22 protein-coding genes and 1 pseudogene are annotated in these 24,135 nt (G+C 38.8%); 12 read left to right on the plus strand and 11 right to left on the minus strand.

All coding sequences use genetic code 11. The annotated features are described in order from the left end of the window. Nucleotides 1-201 precede the first annotated feature (201 nt). The 3 genes from ACSVDJ_RS18380 to ACSVDJ_RS18390 are packed head-to-tail and all read left to right on the plus strand — an operon-like array spanning nucleotide 202 to nucleotide 3,163. Nucleotides 202-1,227: a FecCD family ABC transporter permease gene (locus ACSVDJ_RS18380; protein WP_439167845.1), complete on the plus strand. Its 1,026-nt coding sequence runs from the start codon at nucleotides 202-204 to the stop codon at nucleotides 1,225-1,227. After that, nucleotides 1,224-2,030 (plus strand): ABC transporter ATP-binding protein, encoded by an 807-nt coding sequence (locus ACSVDJ_RS18385; protein WP_439167846.1) that lies wholly within the window; start codon nucleotides 1,224-1,226, stop codon nucleotides 2,028-2,030. Before ACSVDJ_RS18380 ends, ACSVDJ_RS18385 begins: the two co-directional genes overlap by 4 nt. After that, nucleotides 2,027-3,163 (plus strand): ABC transporter substrate-binding protein, encoded by a 1,137-nt coding sequence (locus ACSVDJ_RS18390; RefSeq protein ID WP_439167848.1) that lies wholly within the window; start codon nucleotides 2,027-2,029, stop codon nucleotides 3,161-3,163. The genes ACSVDJ_RS18385 and ACSVDJ_RS18390 overlap by 4 nt, the downstream gene beginning before the upstream one ends. On the opposite strand, the gene ACSVDJ_RS18395 is transcribed toward ACSVDJ_RS18390, so the two are convergent. Both ACSVDJ_RS18395 and ACSVDJ_RS18400 read right to left on the minus strand, forming a co-directional pair. Further along, a complete protein-coding gene (locus tag ACSVDJ_RS18395) occupies nucleotides 3,160-4,032 on the minus strand; it encodes a LysR family transcriptional regulator (protein ID WP_439167850.1) in 873 nt (290 codons plus the stop codon). The genes ACSVDJ_RS18390 and ACSVDJ_RS18395 overlap by 4 nt on opposite strands. 170 nt (nucleotides 4,033-4,202) lie before the next feature. After that, nucleotides 4,203-5,240 (minus strand): YeiH family protein, encoded by a 1,038-nt coding sequence (locus tag ACSVDJ_RS18400; RefSeq protein WP_439167851.1) that lies wholly within the window; start codon nucleotides 5,238-5,240, stop codon nucleotides 4,203-4,205. Nucleotides 5,241-5,365: 125 nt separating this feature from the next. On the opposite strand from ACSVDJ_RS18400, the gene ACSVDJ_RS18405 reads away from it, so the two are divergent. Next, complete coding sequence (locus ACSVDJ_RS18405; protein ID WP_439167853.1) at nucleotides 5,366-6,250, plus strand: LysR family transcriptional regulator; 885 nt, start codon at nucleotides 5,366-5,368, stop codon at nucleotides 6,248-6,250. A 104-nt stretch (nucleotides 6,251-6,354) separates the two neighbouring features. Here ACSVDJ_RS18405 and ACSVDJ_RS18410 read toward each other — a convergent pair whose 3' ends face one another. Both ACSVDJ_RS18410 and ACSVDJ_RS18415 read right to left on the minus strand, forming a co-directional pair. Beyond that, nucleotides 6,355-6,687 (minus strand): carboxymuconolactone decarboxylase family protein, encoded by a 333-nt coding sequence (locus ACSVDJ_RS18410; protein WP_439167854.1) that lies wholly within the window; start codon nucleotides 6,685-6,687, stop codon nucleotides 6,355-6,357. Then, complete coding sequence (locus tag ACSVDJ_RS18415; protein WP_439167855.1) at nucleotides 6,680-7,099, minus strand: tautomerase family protein; 420 nt, start codon at nucleotides 7,097-7,099, stop codon at nucleotides 6,680-6,682. Before ACSVDJ_RS18415 ends, ACSVDJ_RS18410 begins: the two co-directional genes overlap by 8 nt. A 110-nt stretch (nucleotides 7,100-7,209) precedes the next feature. Here ACSVDJ_RS18415 and ACSVDJ_RS18420 point away from each other — a divergent pair, with 110 nt between their 5' ends. Beyond that, nucleotides 7,210-8,085 (plus strand): LysR family transcriptional regulator, encoded by an 876-nt coding sequence (locus ACSVDJ_RS18420; RefSeq protein WP_439167856.1) that lies wholly within the window; start codon nucleotides 7,210-7,212, stop codon nucleotides 8,083-8,085. A gap of 128 nt (nucleotides 8,086-8,213) precedes the next feature. Here ACSVDJ_RS18420 and ACSVDJ_RS18425 read toward each other — a convergent pair whose 3' ends face one another. Next, the gene (locus ACSVDJ_RS18425; protein ID WP_439167857.1) at nucleotides 8,214-9,047 is read right to left on the minus strand and encodes a TetR/AcrR family transcriptional regulator; all 834 of its coding nucleotides are present in this window, start codon (nucleotides 9,045-9,047) and stop codon (nucleotides 8,214-8,216) included. A gap of 95 nt (nucleotides 9,048-9,142) precedes the next feature. Between ACSVDJ_RS18425 and ACSVDJ_RS18430 the strand changes: the two genes are divergently transcribed. Further along, complete coding sequence (locus ACSVDJ_RS18430) at nucleotides 9,143-12,226, plus strand: efflux RND transporter permease subunit (RefSeq protein WP_439167858.1); 3,084 nt, start codon at nucleotides 9,143-9,145, stop codon at nucleotides 12,224-12,226. Nucleotides 12,227-12,277: 51 nt separating this feature from the next. Here ACSVDJ_RS18430 and ACSVDJ_RS18435 read toward each other — a convergent pair whose 3' ends face one another. After that, nucleotides 12,278-13,744 (minus strand): protein adenylyltransferase SelO, encoded by a 1,467-nt coding sequence (locus ACSVDJ_RS18435; RefSeq protein ID WP_439167961.1) that lies wholly within the window; start codon nucleotides 13,742-13,744, stop codon nucleotides 12,278-12,280. A gap of 449 nt (nucleotides 13,745-14,193) precedes the next feature. On the opposite strand from ACSVDJ_RS18435, the gene ahpC reads away from it, so the two are divergent. Together ahpC and ahpF are read left to right on the plus strand one after the other, a co-directional pair. Further along, the gene (ahpC, locus tag ACSVDJ_RS18440; protein ID WP_439167860.1) at nucleotides 14,194-14,757 is read left to right on the plus strand and encodes an alkyl hydroperoxide reductase subunit C; all 564 of its coding nucleotides are present in this window, start codon (nucleotides 14,194-14,196) and stop codon (nucleotides 14,755-14,757) included. 13 nt (nucleotides 14,758-14,770) lie between these two features. After that, entirely contained in the window at nucleotides 14,771-16,300 is a 1,530-nt protein-coding gene (gene ahpF / locus ACSVDJ_RS18445; protein ID WP_439167862.1) for an alkyl hydroperoxide reductase subunit F, read from the plus strand. 92 nt (nucleotides 16,301-16,392) lie between these two features. On the opposite strand, the gene ACSVDJ_RS18450 is transcribed toward ahpF, so the two are convergent. Beyond that, nucleotides 16,393-17,385, minus strand: coding sequence for a hemolysin family protein (locus ACSVDJ_RS18450; RefSeq protein ID WP_439167863.1), 993 nt, complete (start codon nucleotides 17,383-17,385; stop codon nucleotides 16,393-16,395). Nucleotides 17,386-17,696: 311 nt separating this feature from the next. Here ACSVDJ_RS18450 and ACSVDJ_RS18455 point away from each other — a divergent pair, with 311 nt between their 5' ends. From ACSVDJ_RS18455 to ACSVDJ_RS18465, 3 genes are all read left to right on the plus strand, one after another. Then, nucleotides 17,697-17,882 carry a hypothetical protein gene (locus tag ACSVDJ_RS18455; RefSeq protein WP_439167865.1) on the plus strand — a complete coding sequence of 62 codons (186 nt, stop codon included), beginning with the start codon at nucleotides 17,697-17,699 and terminating at the stop codon, nucleotides 17,880-17,882. Between the two features lie 55 nt (nucleotides 17,883-17,937). Next, the gene (locus ACSVDJ_RS18460; protein ID WP_439167867.1) at nucleotides 17,938-18,879 is read left to right on the plus strand and encodes a Na/Pi symporter; all 942 of its coding nucleotides are present in this window, start codon (nucleotides 17,938-17,940) and stop codon (nucleotides 18,877-18,879) included. Between the two features lie 238 nt (nucleotides 18,880-19,117). After that, the gene (locus tag ACSVDJ_RS18465) at nucleotides 19,118-20,086 is read left to right on the plus strand and encodes a Na/Pi symporter (protein ID WP_439167869.1); all 969 of its coding nucleotides are present in this window, start codon (nucleotides 19,118-19,120) and stop codon (nucleotides 20,084-20,086) included. Nucleotides 20,087-20,173: 87 nt separating this feature from the next. Here the strand turns inward: ACSVDJ_RS18465 and ACSVDJ_RS18470 are convergent, their stop codons facing one another. Next, nucleotides 20,174-20,416, minus strand: a complete 243-nt coding sequence (locus ACSVDJ_RS18470) for a hypothetical protein (RefSeq protein ID WP_439167871.1) — start codon at nucleotides 20,414-20,416, stop codon at nucleotides 20,174-20,176. A gap of 249 nt (nucleotides 20,417-20,665) precedes the next feature. Between ACSVDJ_RS18470 and ACSVDJ_RS18475 the strand changes: the two genes are divergently transcribed. Continuing rightward, on the plus strand, nucleotides 20,666-21,727 hold the full coding sequence (locus tag ACSVDJ_RS18475) for an endonuclease/exonuclease/phosphatase family protein (protein WP_439167872.1): 1,062 nt from the start codon (nucleotides 20,666-20,668) through the stop codon (nucleotides 21,725-21,727). A gap of 135 nt (nucleotides 21,728-21,862) precedes the next feature. Here ACSVDJ_RS18475 and ACSVDJ_RS18480 read toward each other — a convergent pair whose 3' ends face one another. The 3 genes and pseudogenes from ACSVDJ_RS18480 to ACSVDJ_RS18490 all read right to left on the minus strand — a co-directional run bounded on the left by ACSVDJ_RS18480 (nucleotide 21,863) and on the right by ACSVDJ_RS18490 (nucleotide 24,063). After that, a complete protein-coding gene (locus ACSVDJ_RS18480) occupies nucleotides 21,863-22,333 on the minus strand; it encodes an HAD family hydrolase (protein ID WP_439167873.1) in 471 nt (156 codons plus the stop codon). A 40-nt stretch (nucleotides 22,334-22,373) separates the two neighbouring features. Beyond that, nucleotides 22,374-22,622 (minus strand): annotated as a pseudogene (locus ACSVDJ_RS18485) (methylated-DNA--[protein]-cysteine S-methyltransferase); the annotation flags it as partial. Between the two features lie 250 nt (nucleotides 22,623-22,872). Further along, nucleotides 22,873-24,063, minus strand: a complete 1,191-nt coding sequence (locus tag ACSVDJ_RS18490) for an RNA-guided endonuclease InsQ/TnpB family protein (RefSeq protein WP_439167875.1) — start codon at nucleotides 24,061-24,063, stop codon at nucleotides 22,873-22,875. Between the last annotated feature and the right edge of the window lie 72 nt (nucleotides 24,064-24,135).

The following is a 24,135-nucleotide window of genomic DNA, read 5'->3' on the forward strand; positions in this document are numbered from 1 at the left end:
AGGCCATAACAAAACTAGTTTTCCCTATATAACATTTGCTTATAGTGTTATTCGATAATCCAATTGATAAAATGGTAGCTTTAATCTTATAATCGAAAATGATAATTATTATCAAGTAGATAGGGTGAGAATATTACCGGAAGGAGATCAATAACTAATACTTGCTCTAATGACCATTTAAATCACTCAGGAGGGAAACACGTGGAAGCAACCTTTCATTCCAGACATCGATTGCTTTCTTCAATTGGCTTCATTGTTTTGCCGATTGTTTTACTTTTCATCTCACTCTGTCTTGGACGATATTTCATTTCGCCAACGACAGTCTATCAAATATTATTATCGAAAGTCATGCCTATAGAACAGACATGGAGTGCCATGGAGGAAACCGTCGTCCTAACAGTTCGGCTACCACGCACCATTTTAGCGATGATGATCGGAGCAGGGCTATCGATATCCGGGGCATCCTTCCAAGGAATGTTTGGAAACCCTCTAGTAAGCCCACATATACTTGGCGTATCATCCGGAGCCGGATTTGGAGCTGCTCTCTCTATTGTGTTGTTCGGCAGTAGTACTATTACGATCATATTTGCCATAGCTTTTGGGATCGTGGCCATGTTAGTCACGTTTTCTATTAGTAAAGTAAGAAAGAAAAGTCCTTTATTTGTACTCATTTTAGCTGGTGTCATCACCTCTGCCATGTTTGAAGCCGCTCTCTCGCTCATACAATATGTTGCTGATCCACAAGATGAATTGCCGACTATTGTATTTTGGCTGATGGGCAGTCTTGCTGGCACGTCTTATGCATCATTGATCATCGGAGTTCCTTTAATACTAATAGGCATTATTATTCTATGGTTACTGCGCTGGCGAATAAATATTATGTCTCTATCAGAAACAGAAGCGAAGTCACTTGGAACGAATGTACATAAAATGCGATGGGGAATTATTGTAGCCTCAACTCTTATTACAGCTACTGCCGTCTCCCTTAGCGGAATCATCGGATGGGTAGGGCTAATCATCCCTCACATTGCACGAATGATTGTCGGTAGTAACCACCAAATATTGATTCCTGTTTCTATCTCTATTGGTGCGATGTATTTGCTTGTCATTGATAATGTCGCTCGTACATTAACCGCCGCTGAAATTCCATTGTCCATTCTAACTGCTATCTTTGGAGTTCCTTTCTTTGCTTACCTATTAAGGAAAACAAAAGGAGGATGGACATGAGTATCACCGTTAAAGAAGGAACCTACTCTTACGTTGCAGGACAACCGTTATTTACTGATATTAGTTTCTCATTAACCCCTGGTCAAATCATGGCGATCCTCGGTCCTAACGGTGTTGGAAAAACAACGTTACTTAACTGCATTACAGGTTTGCTACAGTGGGAAAAGGGAGAAACCTTGCTTAACGAGCAACCTCTGGTACAAATGACTGAGCGGGATATTTGGAAACAAATTGGTTATGTCCCGCAAGCTCGATCTAATGCGTTTTCTTATACTGTACTTGATATGGTGCTCTTAGGAAGATCCACTCATTTAGGATTGTTCGAAACGCCTAGCCAAGAAGATGCTGATCGTGCACTTGAAATACTAGAATTACTTGAGATTGCACACCTCGCTAGTCATTCTTGTAATGAAATAAGCGGTGGAGAATTGCAACTCGTGTTTATTGCTCGCGCCTTGATTGCAGGTCCGAACATTTTAGTTTTGGATGAGCCTGAGTCTCATCTTGATTTCAAAAAACAAATGATTATCTTGAATGTAATAGAAAAGCTCGCTCATGAGCAAGGTATTTCATGCATCATGAATACTCACTTTCCTAATAATGCTTTAAGAATAGCCGATCGAGTACTTATGCTTGGAAAACACCAGCCTTGTCTATTCGGACCAGTGGAAGACGTATTGAACGAAAGTAATTTAAGAGAGTATTTCGAAGTACAAGTGAAAATGATAACAGTGGACAGTGAAAAACGTACATTCAAAAATATCTGTCCAATAGATATAGTCGAAAGGGGTTCATCATCATGAAAACTAGAAAAATCAAAAAATATTTAGTTTCTTCCGTCTTACTATCTGCTTTATTCGTACAAAGTGCCTGCTCTATGCCGGAAAAAGAGAATGCAAAAGAAACGGCTGATAAAAAGACGACAAAAGAGAAAACAGAAATTGTCGATCACGGTGGCAGAACTGTACAACTCCCGGAGAATAGGGACCGAATCGCTATCGGTTATCACATGCCATTACCATCCGCCTATTTCATCGCAACAGGATCGACCGATGAAATAGCGGGAATTTCTCCAGGGTCACTGGAACTGGCGAAAAACTCTATGTTAGGCAAAATTGACCCAGGTATATTAGATGCCAGCACGAAATTCATGGAAAGTGGCGAAATCAACGCTGAAGAGTTGTTGAAACTAAATCCAGACTTGTTCTTTTCAATGAATGATACAGAAGAAACGGAAATGGTGGAGAAGTTGGATATACCTACCGTTGCATTCGGTACATTAGAAATAGCCGATGGAAATGTATTTGAAACATTTTATGGTTGGATGGAATTGATTGGACAGGTCGCAAATAAGACGGAACGTTCAGAAGAAATTATTTCATATGCGAAAGACACAATGAAAGACACGCAAGATCATTTAAAAAATATAAGTGAAGAAGACAAACCTAATGCGCTGTTCTTCTCCGTTTTAGAGGAGAAAAGCTTAAATGTGAATGGGAAAGGCCACTTTGGACATTTTTGGTTAACATCAACGGGTACTAATAATCTAGCTGCTCCCGAATTAAGTGGAAACCCTAGTGTAAATATGGAACAGGTGTACAAATGGAATCCAGAAGTCATCTATATCAGCAACTTTTCAGCAACCACTCCAGAAGACCTTTATGAAAATCGCGTAAAAGGTCAAGACTGGAGCAAAGTGGACGCTGTTAAAAACAAGCGTGTATATAAAGTACCTGAAGGAATATTCATGTGGTACCCGCCTAGTGCTGATGCACCGTTAATGATGAAATGGATGGCTCAGAAAAACCATCCTAACACGTTCAACTACTATAAGATAGAAGACGAAATTCGTGATTACTATAAACGCTTCTATGATTATTCTTTAACAGACGAAGAAATCAATCAGATTCTAAATCCTATTCCACCAAGCAGCTAAGCTAATATTTTTATAAAATTAGATAGCATCGGAAGGACCTTGTGTTGAGAACGATGAACAAAATAATACTTCTTCTTCAACACGTTCTTAAACATTTGAATGGATGTTAAATTCCCTTCAGCTAATTCTTGATCAATAATCGATTTAGGTAAAAAAGCAACACCTTGCTGCGTTAATACGTTCTGTTTAACCATATCAATATGATTAAATTCAACATAATTGCGCAGCAAGAGATTTTGTTTATGAAATTCAGTTTTTATCTCGTTTCGTAAAGGGCAGCCACAATCCGTCAACAATAGACATTTATCGGCAACATCAACCATCTCTATTGATTGATTATTATTATGTTGACCACTTACTACTGCTAAAAATTCATCTTCATAAACAAAATGCTTATCAAAGCGATCGTCAATCGCACCCTCATTTAAAACAATAGCTTCTCCAATTGTTCCTTCTTCCAACCGTTTAATTAATTGGTCATTTGACTGAAAAATGATTTGGAGTGAGCATTGAGGGTTACGCCGCTTAAATTCCGCTTGGGCATCAAGAATAATATGGGAATTGAGACAAGTCGTCACAAATAATTGAACCGTTTGATATTCTTCTGTTTGTTGTTGTGTAAGCATTCTTGAAGAATGATGGAAAAGCCGACACATTTCTTTTGCATAAGGAAGGTATTGTTCACCGCAAGGAGTCAAAATAACTTGTTTGCCTTTACGAAAAAACAACTGTGTATTCAGTTGTTCTTCTAGTGAACGGATTTTCATGCTTAATGCAGGTTGGGAACAATAAAGTATTTCAGCTGCTTTAGAAAAAGTTCCGTGTTCCGCTACAGCAACAAAAGCAGCGAGTTTTTCAAAAGATTTCATCGTGTAAACCTCCAAAAAGCGATCTTAATTATTGATATTGAAAATCATTATCAATAAAGAGTATAAGGAATCAACTATAGAAAAGCAACATATTTATCATAATAAGGAAAGAGAGCTTCACGGCTAGTCCTAATGAAGCTCTCTTTCGTGTTTTCATCATTTCACTATTATTAGATAAGAAAGAAAGCGATCGTAGACAGCAATAACGATGTAATCGTCATAGCGATAAGTGGGCGTAGAGCTTTTGTCCGCAAATGAATGAAACTTATATTTAACCCAAGCCCAACCATTGCTGCAGTTAATAGCCATGTTGTAAAGCTGGAAATGGCGCTTTTCCCACTTTCAGACATAGCGATAGAATCGGCAAATACGTAACTTCCTAACATACTCAACAGAATAAAACCAACAAGGAACCATGGATACTCCATTTTTGTAGCTAGTTCTTTCGAGTCTTTATGTTTCCGCTTTGTTACATATATAAATATGAAACAAAGCGGAATAAGCAGGAAGACACGTCCTAGTTTAGCTAATAACGACATCGTTAGCGCCTCTTCTCCTGCAGGTTCAGCAGCTAACACGACATGAGCAATTTCATGTAGACTCATGCCGGACCAAATTCCATATTGAGTAGCATCTAAAGGGACAAAGGGAAATAAAAGTGTATAAGCAATAGAAAATATTGTCCCCACTAACGCGATAATCCCCACACTGATTGCTGTATCCTCGTCCTTTGATCGGATGATCGGCGCGACTGCCGCTATGGCAGCTGCACCGCACACGCCAGTTCCGACCCCTAGTAGCAAAGAAATCGACTTATCAGCTTTCAGCCATTTGGCTAGCCAACTAGTCAACAAGATGGCAAAAATAATAATGAAAACATCACGAAGTAAAATCCCTATCCCCTCACTAAGAACGACCGCCATGTTCAATTTAAGACCATACAAAATAATAGCAATCCGTAGCAGCCTCTTTGATGAAAAATTAATGCCCAATCGAAGAAATTCAGGATATCCAAAAACGTGGCGATAAACAATAGCAATAATAATTGCACAAGCCAATTGACCAATATAATTAAATCCGGGAACTAATGCCAATAAATATCCTAATAAGGCAATAAAAAATGTAAAGATAACCCCACCTATCCACGCTACTGGTGCAGAAACTTTCTTATCTTTCTGCTCGATCACATATACCTTTTCTAAAGCCATAAAAAACACCCCCTTACTTCACTATAACGGGATAGTTATTATAAGAAAAATAAGTATTCATTATGATGATAATAAGTAAATTGATATGATGAACGTAAAAAGTTTTATGATGGAGGGAAACCGATATGGATATCCATTTACAAGTCTTTGTAACAGTGGTCGAAAAAAAGAATTTTTCAAAGGCGGCCGAAGAGTTACACATGACGCAGCCGGCAGTGAGTCAATATATTCGTAAATTAGAGGAAAGCGTTGGTGTCAGATTGCTAGAACGAACGAATAAATATGTGCGACTAAACAAAGCAGGCGAAATTGTTTTTCATCATGCAAAAGAAATTACGGGATTGTATAAAAAGATGCAACACTTAGTGGATGATTTAGCCAACGAGGCGAGCGGACCTCTTTCGATTGGAGCAAGTTACACATTTGGAGAGTATATCCTCCCTCACCTTGTCGCAAACATGCAACAAAACTATCCAAACATTCAGCCAACCGTGACGATCGGCAATACGGCGGACATATCTAACTTAGTAATAAGTCACCAACTTGATGTCGGCATTGTCGAGGGGCATTTCAAAACTGAACAACCATTACAGACAGAAGAAATTGCCAAAGACTCCATGGTTATCATCGCCTCTCCTGCTCACCCGCTATCGAATAAAGATGGAGAAGTGACGACTAAAGACTTAGAACAACAAACGTGGATTTTGCGCGAATCCGGTTCAGGAACAAGAGAGGCCGCGGAACATGCTTTTCAACGATTACATATCTCTCCTGCTCATATCGTGAACTTCGGCAGTACTCAAGCTATTAAAGAAGCCGTTGAAGCCGGATTAGGTATTAGCTTATTGTCTCAGTTGGCCATCCAAAAAGAACTCCGTTATGGACACTTACAAATAATTAACATAGACAAGCTACCTTTTACAAGACAGTTTTCAATCATTACAACATCACCATTTCAAACGAAAGCACTTCAAGTCTTTATTGATTTACTGCGCCAGAATAAGCAGTGAAAGAAGTACCGCCAAAAAAACCACGCTAAGCAAATTGAGATGAGAAAAGAGCCGGATTTTATCCTGTTAAGAGGAAATCGGCTCTTTAATAGTTATCTAAGTGATTATTTAGATACCGCATTTTCATTTTGATTCAATATCATATTTAACATTGCAGCCGCTTTAGGCCATCCAACGTAAAAGGCCATATGCGTTATTAAAGCAATTATTTCCTTTTCTTTAACTCCATTCTTTTCTGCTAATTGTAGGTGAAATGGTAGCTGTTCCGTATTACCAATACTAATTAAAGCAGACAGCGTAATCAAACTTCTTTCTTTTGATGATAAAGTAGAATCTCTCCATACTTTTTCGAATAATATGTTTTCAGCGTAATTAACAAAATCGGGAGCAATATCTCTCATTTTCTCTGGAATATTAGATTCGATACGATTATTCACTACTTTTTTCCTCCATTATATTAACCATTTGTGCGATTCCTTGACCAAATGACCAATTTTCAATAGCTGTCTCGTTTAATGTAATAAAAATATTAGTTGTCGGGATGTTTAAATGAGTATAAAAAGCTTCCGATATTGATCGATACAAATCTCTTTTCTGATTTATCGTTCTTCCTGGTCCACATGTAATGGAAACATGTATCATTTTGTCTGTTCTCTTTTTCTCCCCTTCTAGGAGATAATGTCGATCGTAAAAAAATTGATTAGATGGGTAAGGTAAAAACATTTGAAAGTAATCATTTTCTGGAATTTCGAAATGTTCAATCAATGAATGATGAATACTATCGCTTACCGTTTTTAGGTCTTCTTTATTCAATTGACCATCTGGATAATAAACATTAACAAACGGCATACTTTCACTCCCTTTCTTAATGCCCTTATTTTACTTCCATTATCTCCATTTGTATAATTGAAAATAAATCATATAATTATCAATAAAACCGATGAAGACGAGGTGTGAAAATGGAGATAAAAGAGTTAAATACATTTAAGAGGATTGTCGAAGAAGGAACTTTTTCACTGGCAGCAAAAAAATTAAACTACGCTCAATCAACCGTAACAACACATATAAAAAAACTAGAGAATGAACTTGGCTTCCTTCTATTTGAACGAGGGTGGGATGCCAGGTTAACAAAGGAAGGTGTTTTATTTGCTGAGGAGGTAGATAATCTGTTAATGCATTGGGATTATTCAATATCCCAAGCACAACGTATAAGTAATGAGGAAAAAGGAACATTGAAGATAGGACTAACAGAATCTGTTGCTGAAAAGTTAATTCCATCTATATTAAACTATTTAGATAAGGAGAAACCATATATACATTGTGATTTTGTTGTAGGGAACACAGCACTTTTATCACAAATATTAGAACAAAATAAAATTGATTTTGCCGTTTGCGGAAACAACAAAAATAGTTCCGATATGAATTTCTCTCCACTTTACAATGAACAAATCGAATTTATTGTCAATAACCCCCATCATCCAATATTACATAAAGAATCAATTGAAATATTCGATATCATTAATTACCCTGTTTTAATTGGAGAGAATAGTTGTTATTATTCTCAATCTGTCAATGCTTTCTTATCAGAAAATAATTTATCTTTTAAAAGAGTTTACAATTGCAGTGCATTACATCTTATTCCACAATTGGTTTTTGGAAATGCAATAGGTATTATTCCGAAGGGAACTATTTTAAACAAAGGTAATATATCATTTAAGGTTAAAGGATTTGATCCCCAAATGCCTATAGGATTATTAATTTCCTCTAAAAACAGAAACTATTTGAGCCAAACAAAGCAACAACTGATGAAATTGATCGAATCGTTATTGTTATAAAGTGAAACTTTAATCAGTCGAGGTTTTCTTCATCCCCCTCTTCTTACTTGAAGAAGCTCAAACAAAACAGAGCGATCACCAGCAAGGCAGCATACGTAAAAACTAAAGTATGCTGCCTTTCTGATGCTTTAAAGTTGATAATGCCTCTGAAGTAAATAAGAAACCCATTTACAATGAGGATGATTTCGAATGTTTTCGAGTAGCCCTTTTACGATAGCAAGGGGAAAAGTCGGCTCAATTAACTGTTGCTTCAACAGAATTAACGATTCTTTCGCAATCGATTCTTCCATTTCCTCTAATTTCTGTTCAATAATTATAATAATTTGCTCTTTCGTCACTTCTTCACTCAATGGCTGCTTCATAATTTGGAAAAGATCTTGTGAAATAAACGGAGTGGTCGTGTGTCTTGCTAATACATTTGTTTTTTCCACAAGCGATTGAGACAGTACATTCAAGTCCAACGGTACATTATAGAATAAAAGCAACTCTGAATAAGTCTTCATAAAACCTTTAATACAATACATCAAATCATATTTCGTACGCTCGACTTCTTGACTGTATAAACGTTCAATCATAGATAGAATCGTATGCTGAAGCGAAGTATCATAATTGCGCATTTTTATCATAAATTCCTCATTAAACGATTGTGTCTGCTCTTTAATGAGAATTTTGGTGAATTCAGAATGATTTTGAAAAGAATGAAACGTGGTGTAATAAAATTGATAGAGAAGCTCTCTATCATCATGAACGTTTCTGACCACATAGTCAATATCCGAGGTTATTTGCATCATAAAATGATCAATTAAAGCTAAGATCAATTCGTCTTTTGATTTGAATGATAAGTAGAAAGCACCTTTAGAAATACCACATCTTTCTGTAATTTGTTGAATAGACGTCGCTTCAAAGCCTTGTTTTGCAAACAATTCCAGCGCACTTTCCATAATCAATTGTTTTTTAACCATTGTATCTTCTCCGCTCCTATATTATTGACAATTGACCGATTAGTCATTACTATAAATAATTGAATGAAATTAGTCAATTTTAGGGTGGTGTTTAAGTGAAAGGATTAGTTAATTTCGTCCTTAAGAATAAACTGGCAGTATGGTTACTTACCATTATCATCACTGTATCAGGAATCTATTCCGGGACACGAATGAACAAGGAGATGATTCCCGATATTTCGATTCCGTATTTAATGGTCATGGACGTGTATCCTGGGGCAACTCCTGAAAAAGTAATGAACGAGGTATCCATACCATTAGAAAAAGCCATCGACGGACTTGAAGACGTAAAAGCCGTTTATTCAAATTCCTATTCTAACATGGCCAATATTCAAGTGGAATACGAGTATGGCACCGATATGGATGAAGCCAATCGTGCCTTACAATCGGCGATCAGCAAAGTGTCGTTGCCAGAGGGTGCACAAGAGCCAGATGTTACGGCTATTAGTATGAACATGATGCCTGTCGCTGCGCTAAGTGTAAGTAGCGAAAAAGAAGATATTGTTGAGTTAACGTCCACAGTAGAAGATATGATTCTTCCAAAAATCGAAAAGCTCGACGGTGTCGCATCGGCTACGATGACAGGTCAACATATTGAAGAAGTACAACTTACGTATAACGAAGAAAAGATGGCGAAACTTGGCTTAACCGAAGAGACTGTCAAACAAACGATTCAAGCAAGTGACCAAGCTATCTCATTAGGTCTTTATGAATTTAAAAAAGGCGAACAAGCAGTAGCCGTAGATGGAAAATTCATGACCGCTGAAGAATTACAGGACATGTTAATTCCTGTTACACCATCTGCTACACAACCAACTCCATTCGTGAAGCTTAGTGATATCGCTACCATTGAAACGGTGGGCAAAGTTCAATCCGTTTCACGTACAAATGGTGAAAATGCGATCGCTATTCAAATTGTGAAAGAGCAGCAAGCTAACACAGTAGAAGTCGTTAACAGCGTGAAAGAGTTAGCTAAAGAAGAAAAGGAAAAAATCGACGGACTAGTAATTGATATCTCTCTAGACCAAGGAAAACCGATTGAAGATTCAGTCGCAACGATGATGGAAAAAGCTATATTTGGTGGTTTAATAGCAATATTAATTATCTTGCTATTCCTGCGTGATTTTAAATCAACCATTATTTCCATTGTTTCTATTCCGGTTTCAATCTTCATGGCCTTCCTATTGCTACATTGGATGGATATCACGCTCAATGTTATTACACTTGGAGCCGTGACCGTCGCCATTGGTCGTGTCATTGATGACTCCATCGTCGTCGTTGAAAATATTTATCGACGTCTACATTTAAAGGAAGAAAAATTAACCGGTCGTGCTCTCATACGTGAAGCAACGATTGAAATGTTCAAACCGATTCTGTCCTCAACATTAGTAACGGTAGCGGTATTCGCACCATTGATTTTCGTTGGCGGGATGGTCGGTGAGATGTTCATGCCGTTCGCATTAACGATGACTTTTGCACTCGGCGGATCATTGCTTGTGGCGATTACGATCGTTCCAGCGCTATCTCACTTTTTATTTAAGAAAAAGCTATATAGCGAGAAAACAGAAAGCCAGCATAAAGAATCTGGTAAATTAGCTACTTGGTATAAAGGCGTTCTTCAATGGACACTAAACCATAAAGTCATTACCTCACTTGTTTCTGTTGCTCTATTAGTTGGTAGCTTAGCATTAACACCGCTCATCGGTTTTAGTTTCATGGGTAGTGAAGAAGAAAAAGTCATGTATTTAACTTATACGCCAGAAACAGGCGAGCTTAAGGAAGATACATTGGCGAACGTGGAAGTAGTAGAAAAAGAAATGCTTAAACGTGATGATATTGATATCGTTCAATTATCGGTCACAGAGAGCGGAGACACGACAGCTGCCATGATGGGTGGCGGAGATGGTGGCGCATTAATGTACCTCATCTTTGACCCAGAAATGGAGGATTTCCCAGGCGCTCGTGAAGAAGTGGAAGATTATATCTCCAACGTTGAACAATCTGGTGAATGGAAAACTCAAAACTTCCAATCCACTCCAACATCTACAAATGAAGTCAGTTATACCTTCTACAGTGAAGATTTAAATAAGTTAAACGAAGCTGTCAAAATGGTAGAGGATGTAATGAATGAAAACGATCGACTAGAAGATGTCTCTTCAAGTGCAGAAGATGCCTACGTCGAACATACATTTAAAGTCGAACAAGACAAATTATTACCGTACGGTTTAACGACCGCACAAATCGCTATGATGTTAAACCCAACGACAACAGAGGATGTATTAACAACAGTAGAGAAAGACGGCGATACATTAGAAGTTATCGTTCAACAAAAACAAAATAAGCAACTAGAATCGATCGACGACCTTTTAGCGACAGAAGTTCCAACTGCAACAGGACAAAAAATGCCGCTTTCTGAACTCGTTACTGTTGAAGAAGGCACAACATTAAATACACTAGCCCGCAGTAAAGGCGAGTACTATGCGACTGTATCAGGAACGGTCATTGGTGATGATATTTCAAAAGTAACAGCTGACATTAAAAAGTCCATCGATGAATTAGACTTACCTAAAGGGGTTAACGTCGGCGTTGCTGGAGTAGCAGCTGATATGAATGAAACATTCACACAGCTTGGTGTTGCTATGCTTGCGGCCATTGCGATTGTATACTTCATTCTTGTGGTTACCTTCCGTGAAGGTGTCGCTCCATTTGCGATTCTCTTCTCGTTACCATTCGCTGTCATCGGCTCATTCGTTGGTCTACTAATTGTAGATGAAACGATCTCTGTCTCCGTCATGATGGGGCTATTAATGTTAATCGGTATCGTCGTCACGAACGCCATCGTTCTCGTCGACCGTATTATTCATATGGAACGTGATGGTTTAAGTATGCGTGAAGCTGTTTTAGAAGCTGGGGCCACACGCCTTCGTCCAATCTTAATGACAGCTATTGCGACAATCGGTGCATTAATCCCATTAGCCATTGGTTCTGGCGGTGGCGGATTAATTTCGAAGGGACTTGCCGTAACCGTTATCGGTGGTTTAACAAGCTCAACGTTATTAACATTAATTGTCGTACCAATCGTATATGAAGTACTATCAAAACTATTTAAGAAAAACCGTAAAGAAGTAGAAGAAAACTAATAAATTAACCCTACAAGGTAATATTTTTCCTTGTAGGGTTTTTCGTTTTTATTATGTGCCACAAAACGTTCGATAAGGCTTTCCTGATGGAGCTGGCAACGTACAATATTCAACCTGTTCCGAAGAATACGCATACGGATCAGAAAGAACAGCTACAAGCCGTTCCATCACGCTATAATCTCCTTGCTCTACAGCTGCTTCAAGTGCTTCTTCCACTCGGTGATTCCTTGGAATAATAGCAGGGTTGCTACTACGCATCAATTCATTGGAGGCGGCTTTTAATTCTGGCTGTCGGGCTAACCTCTCCTGCCATTGCTGATGCCACTCAGTAAATTCCGCAGCTCCAAATAAAACCGTATCTTCCGGCTGATTTAAAGTGAATGCACGGAACGTATTCGTATAATCCGCTCGATGCTCCTGCATCATCTTGAGGAGGTTATCAATTAGAGTCTTATCTTCTGTTTCTTCATTAAACAGCCCTAATTTCGCTCTCATGCCGGCAAGCCAATGATCATGAAACAGCTTCGGAAAATCAGACAGCTTTCCTTCCGCCAATTCGATCGCCTGCTCTTGATCTTCATGCAACAACGGCAATAGCGCTTCAGCAAGTCGCGTAAGATTCCACCCAGCCATGCTCGGTTGATTGCCATACGCATAGCGGCCTTGCCTATCAATGGAACTAAACACTGTCGCCAAATCGTACACATCGATGAAAGCGCAAGGTCCATAGTCAATCGTTTCGCCGCTAATCGTCATATTGTCCGTGTTCATTACTCCATGAACAAAGCCAACGAGCTGCCATTTAGCAACTAGCTCGGCTTGACGCTTGATCACTTCTTGAAGCAGAGCAAGAGCGTTATTCTCCTGCTCTTCCACCTCAGGAAAATGGCGCTTTAATGTATAATCAACTAACGTCTGAAGCTGCTCCACTGTGCCCCAATTCGCTACGTATTGAAACGTGCCGACACGTAAATGACTAGCAGCCACACGAGTCAACACCGCACCAGGCAATTCAGTTTCACGGAATACCGGCTCCCCCGTCGTCACTACAGCTAAACTACGAGTCGTCGGAATGCCAAGCGCATGCATTGCTTCACTAATAATATATTCCCGCAACATTGGCCCAAGTGCCGCTCGTCCGTCACCTCCACGAGAGTATGGCGTTCGACCAGAGCCCTTTAGCTGAATATCCACTCTCTCATCCTCAGGCGTGAGCTGCTCACCTAATAACACCGCTCGGCCATCCCCTAACATCGTAAAATGTCCAAACTGATGACCTGCATAAGCTTGAGCAAGCGGGGACGCCCCTTCTGGAATCTCATTTCCTGCAAACACGGCTACCCCTTCTTCACTTTGCAACGTCTGAACATTCAACCCAAGCGAGGATGCTAGCTGCTCATTGAAAATGACCAATTTCGGTGCACGTACCGGGTCTGGATTCGTACAAGAAAAAAATGATTTCGGCAAATGGGCGTAACTATTATCAAAGTTCCATCCTATTTCTTTATTATTTGTCATAAATGCTCCTTTTTTGTTTACTCTAATCATGACAGCCATGATCAGCATATAATCCTTTTTAATGTATACTTCTTCCAACTTATTATACACTGAATGTGTGGCCTTACGTATAGTAGGAACTGTCTAATGGCGAAGATGTTTAGTGAAGAATATTCTCTTTTATTGAAAGGGGTGATAGCCGAAAACTTCACTTGCATAAGCGACCCTAAGCAACGATTGATTGAGAAATCACAATTGTAATTGAAAATCAAACTTTTACCCTTCAAACCCATTTACAGCCCTTTTTTAACGACAGCAACAAGCTTAAATTCGCAACAACTATTAAATTAAAGATAAAATCGCTTGTTTTCCCTTGACAAATAATGCAGGATATATAATAATAAATTTGTAATTAGAATTATTATTAACAACTAATAAAAATTAAAAACATATTAGGAGGAACATTTATTATGTCTCTAATCGGAAAAGAAGTACAACCATTCAAAGCATCAGCTTTTCAAAACGGTCAATTTATCGATGTAACAGAAGAAAACTTTAAAGGAAAATGGAGCGTAGTTTGCTTCTACCCAGCAGATTTCACATTCGTTTGTCCTACAGAGCTTGAAGATCTTCAAAACCAATATTCAACTCTAAAAGAACTTGGAGTTGAAGTATACTCTGTTTCAACAGACACTCATTTCACACATAAAGCATGGCATGATCATTCAGAAGCCATCGGCAAAATCGAATACATTATGATCGGTGACCCATCTCAAAAAATCTCTCGCAACTTCGATGTACTAGACGAAGAAACAGGTCTTGCTGATCGCGGTACTTTCATCATCGATCCAGATGGTATCGTACAAGCTGTTGAAATTAACGCAGGTGGCATCGGCCGTGATGCAAGCACGCTTGTTGGCAAAATTAAAGCAGCACAATACGTTCGCAACAATCCAGGTGAAGTTTGCCCTGCTAAATGGCAAGAAGGCGGCGCAACACTTAAACCAAGCCTTGATCTTGTAGGTAAAATTTAAGGAGTCGAAACCCATGATACTAGAAGCAGATATTAAAGCACAATTAGAACAATACCTTCAACTGATGGAGGGGGATGTACTACTCAAAGTCAGCGCGGGAACGGATGACGTTTCTCGCGACATGGTGGCTCTAGTAGACGAATTAGCTACCATGTCCCCTAACATCAAAGTTGAAAAAGCGTCTTTAGAGAGAACACCTAGCTTTAGCGTGAACCGCATCGGAGAAGATACTGGCGTTACTTTCGCTGGTATCCCTCTCGGACACGAATTCACATCATTAGTATTAGCTTTGCTACAGGTGAGCGGCAGAGCGCCAAAAGTTGAACAAAGTGTCATTGATCAAGTGAAAAAGATCGAAGGCAACTATCATTTCGAATCTTATATTAGCTTGAGCTGTCACAACTGCCCTGACGTTGTACAAGCACTCAACTTAATGAGTGTTCTTAACCCTAGCATTACCCATACAATGGTTGACGGTGCGGCATTTAAAGAAGAAGTCGAAAGTAAAGACATCTTAGCTGTACCATCCGTTTACTTAAACGGTGAACCTTTCAGTAGCGGCCGTATGACGCTTGAAGAAATTCTTGCTCAGATGGGCAGTGGGCCAGATGCATCAGCGTTCGCTGACAAAGATCCATTTGATGTACTTGTTGTCGGCGGTGGACCAGCTGGTGCAAGTGCCGCTGTATACGCAGCACGTAAAGGCATTCGCACAGGCATTGTCGCTGAACGCTTCGGCGGTCAAATTATGGACACGATGAGTATCGAAAACTTCATTAGTGTGAAACAAACAGAAGGTCCAAAGCTTGCCGCAAGCCTGGAAGAACACGTCAAAGAATATGACGTAGATATCATGAACTTACAGCGTGCCAAGCGCTTAGAAAAGAAAGACCTAATTGAAATCGAACTAGAGAACGGTGCCGTACTAAAAAGTAAAGCTGTCATCCTTTCAACAGGTGCTCGCTGGCGCAACGTAGGCGTACCTGGTGAACAAGAGTTCAAAAATAAAGGTGTCGCTTACTGTCCACACTGTGATGGTCCGTTATTTGAAGGAAAACACGTGGCTGTCATCGGCGGTGGTAACTCTGGTATCGAAGCAGCGATCGACCTTGCGGGTATCGTTAAGCATGTAACCGTTCTTGAATTCATGCCGGAATTAAAAGCTGATCAAGTCTTACAAGAGCGCCTTTACAGCCTACCGAACGTAACCGTATTAAAGAACGTTCAAACAAAAGAAATTACCGGTACTGACAAAGTAAACGGCATTTCTTACATCGACCGTGAAACAGAAGAAGTTCACCACGTTGAATTAGAAGGTGTCTTCGTTCAAATTGGTCTCGTCCCTAACACAGACTGGTTAGGTGAAGATTTTGAACGTACGCGCATGGGTGAACTCATCATCGACAAACACGGCGCAACAAACATCCCTGGCGTCTTCGCTGCTGGTGACTGTACAGACAATGCTTATAAACAAATCATTATCTCTATGGGATCTGGAGCAACTGCCGCTTTAGGAGCGTTTGATTACTTAATTCGAAATTAATAAAGTAATAGAAAGAAGCCACTGTGGGATCTGCAGTGGCTTCTTTTACGCTTCGGTTTCAGAAATTGGACGATAAGCATTTAATCATTTTTTTAGACACCATCATGTTCGTCCCAAATCTCCCCTACCAATATTTCGAGAATATCTTCAAGAGTGATTAACCCTAAAGTTTTTCCGGTTTCATCAACAACGATAGCCATTTTCGTTTTCTTTCTTTGAAGTTTAGAAAGTAGAGAAGCAATACTCATTGCCTCTGTCACAAACAAGGTCTGTTTCAATAGGTTCATAATATCAGGTTCATGATCTTCGATAAGCCAAGCCAGGAATTCACGCTCCGTTATATAGCCGATAATATGATCGATATTTTCTTTGTAAACGGGAAGCTTCGCATATCTCTCTTGTAAAAAAACTTTTTTAATTTCTTCTCTTGTCCTATTTACTTCTACAGCAACCATACTAGTAACAGGAATATACATTTCACCCACCTTCATTTCCTTTAATTCGAGCGAACGATGAATCAAATCTCTCTCAGCTTTGTCAATCCCGCCCTCTGTTTCACTAATGTCCGCCAATATTTTTATTTCTTCCTCTGTAATCGAAGGAAGTTGCTGTTCATTCTCGTATGCTTTAGAAACATATTCTTTCAACTTTCGGCTCAGGTAATTAAACGGCGTTAAAAGCTTTATATTCAAGAATAAAATATCAGCGTACTTTAACGATAACTTCTCAGCATTCTCCTTTGCTATCGATTTGGGCAAAATTTCGGCAAATATTAAAATAATAAGTGTCATGATAAATGTACTGACAACAAGTCCAGTTCCTGTGCCGAAAGTTTGCGTTGCCACAGTTGTCGCAACGCTAGTAGCAGCTATATTTGTAATGTTATTCCCTACTAATATAGTAGATATAGCATCATCGAAATTTTCAGAAATATATAAAGCTTTTTTGCTGCCTGGTTTGTTTTTAGTAACATAATATCTTAACCTAAGTTTATTAACACTTGAATAAACCGTTTCTGCCCCTGAATAGAAAGCAGATAAATAAAGGAGAATCACGAGAAAAAGAATTGAACCGACAATCGTCACTTTATAACACTCCTTTCAATTAAATTAATTTATTTTTCACAGAACCTCTCTATTTCAATATATGAATAAATCAGAAAGGGGATTGTACTTATAGGGGAAATCAGAAGTTTTGTTCACCAAAAAGAACAATTAATTTGGAGATACCTAGGTTTCCTTTGTGACAAAATTAATCTCAATCAGTGAGGGTCTTACAGCCCGTTAATGCGGGATAACACCTTCCTGAGCGATGCCGCACATTTTTTCAACAGTAATTGTTTGCCTAAACATTTTAAAGGTTGAAACATATATTAATTGCAAAAGGAGGTGATCTCATGCTAGAAATGATCGGGTATATTTTGCTAGTTGGATTATTTGTTCTTGAAATAACTCTACTAAGAATAGTTTTTGCCCGCCAATCCAAGAAAGAACTTAATACCTTTGTGGAAGGCTGGGACTCTACTCAAAAGCAACATGAAACTGTAAAATCAAAAGCTACAAATCTTGTTATCAATAAATAAAGCAACGCATATGTGATAAGAGGATCAATAAATTAATTGCAAAGGAGGTGAGGGATTGCTCAGTTTTTTTCTATTATTAACCTTCCTAGGAATCTTTATTTCTGGAATGCTGTTATTAAGATCTGGACTATTTAACCTGTCAGCAGATTCTCTTCAAAAATGGCTTGTTACATTTACAGACGCTCCATGGAAAGGCTTGCTTACTGGGACTATCATTACAGCTATTCTGCAGAGTAGTTCTGCTGTAACAGTTATTACCATCGGTCTAATATCGGCCGGAATACTAACTTTCCGACAATCTATTGGGATCATACTAGGGACTAACATCGGTACGACGGTCACCGTCGAAATTATTGCGATCGATATTGATTCACTCATTATTCCAATAGCAGTTGTTGGCGGAGTCTTGGCGTTAATGAAAAACAAAAACTTTCGTAATTCAGGGTTCGCAATACTTGGCTTAGCCGCTGTTTTTGGAGGAATGTGGGGATTTGAATATGTAGCAGCTCCATTGAAGGAAATGGAAGCAGCCTATCAAACCCTTCAATCTATAGATGATAATCATTTCTATGGGATTTTAGTTGGAACGATAATTACAGCCATTGTTCAATCAAGCAGTGCTGCTACTGGAATGGTAATGGGATTTCTTTCCGCAGGTTCCATGGACTTATCTACAGGAATTGCACTTGCACTAGGGGCAAATATAGGTACTTGTGTAACTGCATTATTCGCTGCACTAGTCTCACATGGAAAGGCAGAACGACTTACCGCCTATGCTCATATTTGGGTAAATATAATCGGAGTCGCAATATTCTTCCCTTTAATCGGGCTCCTTGCTACGATTGGACAACAATTAGCCACACACCCAGATGTACAGCTCGCACATATTAGCGTTATCTTTAATGTTGTTACTTCACTTCTTTTCCTTCCATTTGCAAACAAATTCGGAAATTTACTTTTGAAAATCCACGATCGCAAAAAAGAAATTCCATCATAAAATTCACTTTATCCTGCAGCATATTCTCCATTGGAAAAGAAATATCCAGTAACTATTAGCAACCACTTACCCTTATTACTTCTAATAAAAAAATAGAGAATTTGTCTTCTTCAAGGTTTAGAATTTCCCGATGAAGAAGACAAATTCTCATTTTATTACTTCTATATAAGTTATTCATTTATTCGTCTAATCATCTGTTGTAATTAGGACATATACTAGTGACAAAGGGGGTGATGGCATGCTCCAGTTATTATTATTTTATGAGGAAATTTACCATTTTTTAATATTTTTTATTTTTATAGGATTATTTATTTATGGAATGGCGATTTTGCGGTCTGGACTATTTAACTTGGCTGAAGAATCTCTTAAAAAACGGTTAGTTACATTACTAGATTGCCCTTGGAAAGGTTTTATAACAGGTATTTTGATGACAGCTGTTCTACAAAGCAGTTCTGCCGTAATGATCATGATAATCGGTTTAATTTCAGCTAGATTACTGACATTTCCTCAATCTATTGGGATTATACTTGGGACTAATATCGGTAAAAATATAACAAATGAGATCATTACGATAAATATTGACTTTCTAATTATTCCGCTCGCCGTTATTGGAGGCATTCTTGTATTTATAAAAAAGGAAAACGTCTATAACACCGGTCGTATATTGCTTGGATTGGCTGCCATTTTTGCTGCTATGTGGGGGTTTGAATACTCAGCAGGCATATGGAAAAACATGGACATAATTAAACAACTCCTTCTAGCTATAGATAAAAGTCATGTTTATGCTCTTTTAGCTGGGATGATAACTACAGGGACGATCCAATCAAGTAGTGCTACTATAGGAATCATCATGGGGTTCCTTTCAGCAGGGGCTATGAAGTTAGATACAGGAATTGCAATGATGCTAGGCGCAATGATGGGTACATGTGCAAATGTATTATTTACGGGTTTTGTCTCAGGTGGAAAGGAAGAAAAACTCGCTGCCTATGCTTATACTTGGGTTAATGTAGTAGGAGTTGCAGCGTTTTATCCTTTAATTGGATTTCTCACTACTATTGTACAACAAATTTCCGCTCATCCAGACGTTCAGCTCGCACATGCAGGAGTTATCTTGCATATAGTCACTTCAACTATTTTTTTACTATTTGCAAATCAATTCGGAAGATTGATTTTAAAGATTCATGGCGGCAGTAACAACCGTGCCTAAAGACGATTATTTCATAAATAAACTACCTTTCTCCAATTGGTTCTGGAAAAAGGTAGTTTATTTGTTATCTGTTCATATTACTAGAGCTTATCCTCTATCTTCTTGTTCTTCTTGCTCTTCAGCCGCAAACTCAAACTCAATCATGTCAATCCTTTCAGCTATCGCCACAAAAACACTATTCGATTTATTAGTGAAAAAAGCTAAACCTGTAATTCTATCATATTTCACAAATTCTTCTACAGTTGATATATCTTCACCATTCATCATTAGTTCTCTTATAGCTGTACCAGGAGGAGTTTCCTCCAATAGTCGACAGATATGATTAGACAAATTGATGCCCCCTTTACATTAAGTTACTACAATATATTCCATTTATTTAGAATTTGTTTGTGCGTTTTTTAGAGGATTAAAAAATATGTATTTGACATTACTTTCACTGATCGTGAGACAGGCGAAGAAGCTCTTTTTTGTTGTTTTATTCATTTATTTTATCCTCGTACTCAGCTTGAATGCAGGCCTTTTATCATATACTATGAAACATGCACTAAATTTAATTAAAACATTACAGGAGCTTACAAAATGAAAAAATTACTAAAAGTATTCCTTATTTTAATAGGAATTATTGTAGGAGGATTAGGCGGATTTTTAGCCTATATGACGGTTACCAATAAGAAGCATGAAAACGTTGAAAAAGTGCAAGTAACAGCCAATACAGAAAAAGTATTACCGGTTGGAGAACCGTTTAAAACGACCACCTTTAATATTGGCTACGCTGGCTTAGATAAAGATCAAGATTTCTTTATGGACGGCGGCAAAGGCTCCCGTTCTAGCAGCAAAGAGCAAACTGAAGAGAATTTAAAGCATATGCTTCAATTCATGCAAACAGAGAAATCAGATTTCCTGTTGCTTCAAGAAGTAGATACAAAGGCTCTACGTTCCTATAATATTAATCAACTAGATTATATGGAAAAGGGCTTAAAAGGGTATGCATCGACATTTGCATTCAATTACAATTCTCAATGGGTACCCGTCCCGATTCAAAAGCCGATGGGGTCTGTGGAAGCTGGTTTAAGTTCTTTTTCCACTTATAAGATAGAGGAAGCAACGAGATTTCAACTGCCAGGCCAAGAGCCGTGGCCAAAGCGATTATTTGAATTAGATCGTTGTATCGTTGAGCTTAAAATCCCTGTAGAAAATGGAAAGTTTTTGAGATTAGTTAACCTTCATTTATCTGCTTACGATAAAGGTGGAAAAATTAGAGGCCAACAAGTCGAGTTTTTAAAGTCTTATATGAATAAGCATTATAAAAATGGCGATTACGTCGTTCTTGGTGGAGATTGGAACCAGCTTTTATCCGATGTACAATTAAAGGACCCAGAATTTAAAAAGAACTGGCCCGAGTGGTTAGTACAGCTACCGAAGAATTTCAATGAAGGCGGATTCCAATGGGCCGTCGATCCAACTGTATGGACAGTTCGTGACGATGTGAAGAAGTATGTAGAGGGAGAAAACTTTGTCACCATTATTGATGGATTTATCGTTTCCCCTAACGTAGAAATTGTGAACGTTCAAGGCCATGATTTGAAATTTGAACATAGCGATCATAATCCTGTAAGTACAACGCTTCGATTAAAAGAGTAACAAGATAAACAAAAACAGCAGCGAAAGAGCTTGTTAATCTCTTTCGCTGCATTTTTTTATGACATTAAAATTTTTGTATTTTAGAAAAGTCTGAACTAGTACTACTACGCTGTCTAGCTATTATTGAGAATATTTTTATCCTCTTAAAGTTGCAATGATTCTATTTGGTTTCAATATCAACTCAAAAGCTTCTTCAATATTCTTACATACAATGTCAGCTTTCATTAAAGATTTTGCGGAACATCCTTCTTCTCCGATTACTATAATTGATATGCCGCAAGCTTCAAACATTTGTCCGTCATTAAACCCATTCCCAATACATATACATTGTTCTGCTCCAAGTTTTTCTGCAATTTCTCTTTTATTTTCTGCAGCATTTGAGTTATCAAATACCTGTATTTCAATAGGCATATTAACACATTGACTTCTTGCAGTACCATGAGTATCAGCAGTTACTAACTGTACTCTTATTCCTTTTTTATTAATAGCCTCTATTTTCTCTTTTACTGAAGGAATAACTTTACCATCACAAGCTATAGTTCCATTATAGTCTAATAAAAGATTTTTAATTTTTATAAGTCCTCTTCCTGGTATATTAATCTCCACTATAAACCTCTCCTTATCCTTAGTTTATACATCCACACTATTAGTCATAGGCGTTTCTTTGGTGTGCATTTTTATTTTTAATAGATTTCTCATGCTGAAGCAGCCATTCCTTTCTCCATAGACCACCTGCATAACCAGTTAATTTTCCTGTGGAACCAATAACTCGATGACAAGGAATGACAATGCTTAACTTATTTCTACCATTCGAACTCCCTACGGCTCTAACCGCTTTTTCATTTCCGATAAAAGTAGCTATGTCCATATAAGATACAGTTTGAGCATAAGGTATTTTGGATGAACCTCCCCCACCTATCGCTTCGCACTTGAGGTAGGGGTTTCTTGTCGATCCCCTTGATATCAGAAGCTGGACAATGTCCATAGGTGTACACGACACCCTCGTCTTTCTCAGGGACTGACGCTCCCATACGGAAGCAGTGGTCTTGACGCAAGATATCTCTCGACAGCTTGCTGCCACCGTAAGCAACAGAGAGAGAATCGAAGACACGGTCATCTCTCTCTGGGGCGGTTCTACCCATCTACTACGCCTGTACAGGACGTAGATACGTGATGTCAGTTAGCATCACTTCTCGAAACTTCCCGTGCAAATACTGGGATAAGATATTCCCTGCACCGTGGACATCCCGATGCCGTTCATAGCCGCAAGAGCATTGATAGTTTCGTGAACGGACTTTGTTTCGTTTTCCACAAGCAGGACATGCTTGCGTCGTGTAGGCTTCGTTTTCTTTTGATAAGGAGACACCGGCCGCCTCTAATTTATAAACCAACTGTTTTGCGAGTTTCCCAAAACTCCAGTTGCTGAGTTTTTGGTTCATTTGTTTGGAGCGGAGGCGTTTTCGTTTTTTGTTTCGCTTGCTTGTGTGTCGCTGGACGCCTTCCACATCGCCAAGAGCGACATGCCCGACCTTTTGTTCCACGCACCAGTTCACAAAAGCACGAGTCGTCTTATGCAGGAGATCCCCTAGCTGTCGTTCACTTTTGGAGAGAATGTACTTTTTTGCTCGATTGTATTGGCGCCATTTTCTCGATCCTTTTTGACACCGACTCATGAGAATTTGTAGTTCTCTCACTTTTTTGTTTCGCAACCGGTGAATGCTACGCATCTTTCTGCCCGAAATCACTAGCGCTTGTCCGCTCGTACTGACGGCGGCAATCGTATGAATCTCACCTGGATCAATCGCGGCTGTATGACCGTCTTGAATCGATACAGGGTTAATGCCGTCTTCATACGACAAACAGGCATGCCATCGACCGTCGTAGACGAGTTCTACTTCTTTGACTAGACCATTAGGGACGGACGAAAGCTTCAACACGAGCGGTGTCTGTTGTTTTCCTTGCCATCTTCCTAAGCTAAGTATCAGTTTCCGTCCTTCTAACACGAAGGATTTGTCGACCCATTTAGGATGAAACACGAATTTTTCTTTGTATGGATATCGGATGGACTTGTTCGTTTTACGAGCTTGACGAACCCCTTCTCGGGCACGCAAAAACTTGTGGCACACCGCTTGAATTGTCTGACTATGAAGAGAATACAAGCCTTTGAGTTCAGCTTGAAGGTCACTTTTGTTAATCCACTTGCCGTGAATCCGGTAATAATACCGAGCCAGCTGCACACAGTCATTCCAAATCGTTCCGCAGATCCGACGTATATGAAACAACTGTTGAAGCGTGGACTGTGGCGCTGAAAAGCCCGTTTTCAACGTTCGATACATGAGATCCCCTCCCTTGTCATCATTATAAAACGAATGTATGTTCCTATCAAGAACAAATGGAAACTTTCATCC

This window comes from Bacillus sp. Hm123 (genome assembly GCF_051842975.2).
Taxonomy (GTDB): Bacteria; Bacillota; Bacilli; order Bacillales; family Domibacillaceae; genus Bacillus_CE.

Coding starts and splice junctions, on each gene's coding strand:
- ACSVDJ_RS18385 (WP_439167846.1), top strand. CDS start 1,224: ATGAGTATCACCGTTAAAGAAGGAACCTACTCTTACGTTGCAGGACAA.
- ACSVDJ_RS18390 (WP_439167848.1), top strand. CDS start 2,027: ATGAAAACTAGAAAAATCAAAAAATATTTAGTTTCTTCCGTCTTACTA.
- ACSVDJ_RS18395 (WP_439167850.1), bottom strand. CDS start 4,032: ATGAAATCTTTTGAAAAACTCGCTGCTTTTGTTGCTGTAGCGGAACAC.
- ACSVDJ_RS18400 (WP_439167851.1), bottom strand. CDS start 5,240: ATGGCTTTAGAAAAGGTATATGTGATCGAGCAGAAAGATAAGAAAGTT.
- ACSVDJ_RS18405 (WP_439167853.1), top strand. CDS start 5,366: ATGGATATCCATTTACAAGTCTTTGTAACAGTGGTCGAAAAAAAGAAT.
- ACSVDJ_RS18415 (WP_439167855.1), bottom strand. CDS start 7,099: ATGCCGTTTGTTAATGTTTATTATCCAGATGGTCAATTGAATAAAGAA.
- ACSVDJ_RS18420 (WP_439167856.1), top strand. CDS start 7,210: ATGGAGATAAAAGAGTTAAATACATTTAAGAGGATTGTCGAAGAAGGA.
- ACSVDJ_RS18425 (WP_439167857.1), bottom strand. CDS start 9,047: ATGGTTAAAAAACAATTGATTATGGAAAGTGCGCTGGAATTGTTTGCA.
- ACSVDJ_RS18435 (WP_439167961.1), bottom strand. CDS start 13,744: ATGACAAATAATAAAGAAATAGGATGGAACTTTGATAATAGTTACGCC.
- ahpC (WP_439167860.1), top strand. CDS start 14,194: ATGTCTCTAATCGGAAAAGAAGTACAACCATTCAAAGCATCAGCTTTT.
- ahpF (WP_439167862.1), top strand. CDS start 14,771: ATGATACTAGAAGCAGATATTAAAGCACAATTAGAACAATACCTTCAA.
- ACSVDJ_RS18455 (WP_439167865.1), top strand. CDS start 17,697: ATGCTAGAAATGATCGGGTATATTTTGCTAGTTGGATTATTTGTTCTT.
- ACSVDJ_RS18465 (WP_439167869.1), top strand. CDS start 19,118: ATGCTCCAGTTATTATTATTTTATGAGGAAATTTACCATTTTTTAATA.
- ACSVDJ_RS18475 (WP_439167872.1), top strand. CDS start 20,666: ATGAAAAAATTACTAAAAGTATTCCTTATTTTAATAGGAATTATTGTA.
- ACSVDJ_RS18490 (WP_439167875.1), bottom strand. CDS start 24,063: ATGTATCGAACGTTGAAAACGGGCTTTTCAGCGCCACAGTCCACGCTT.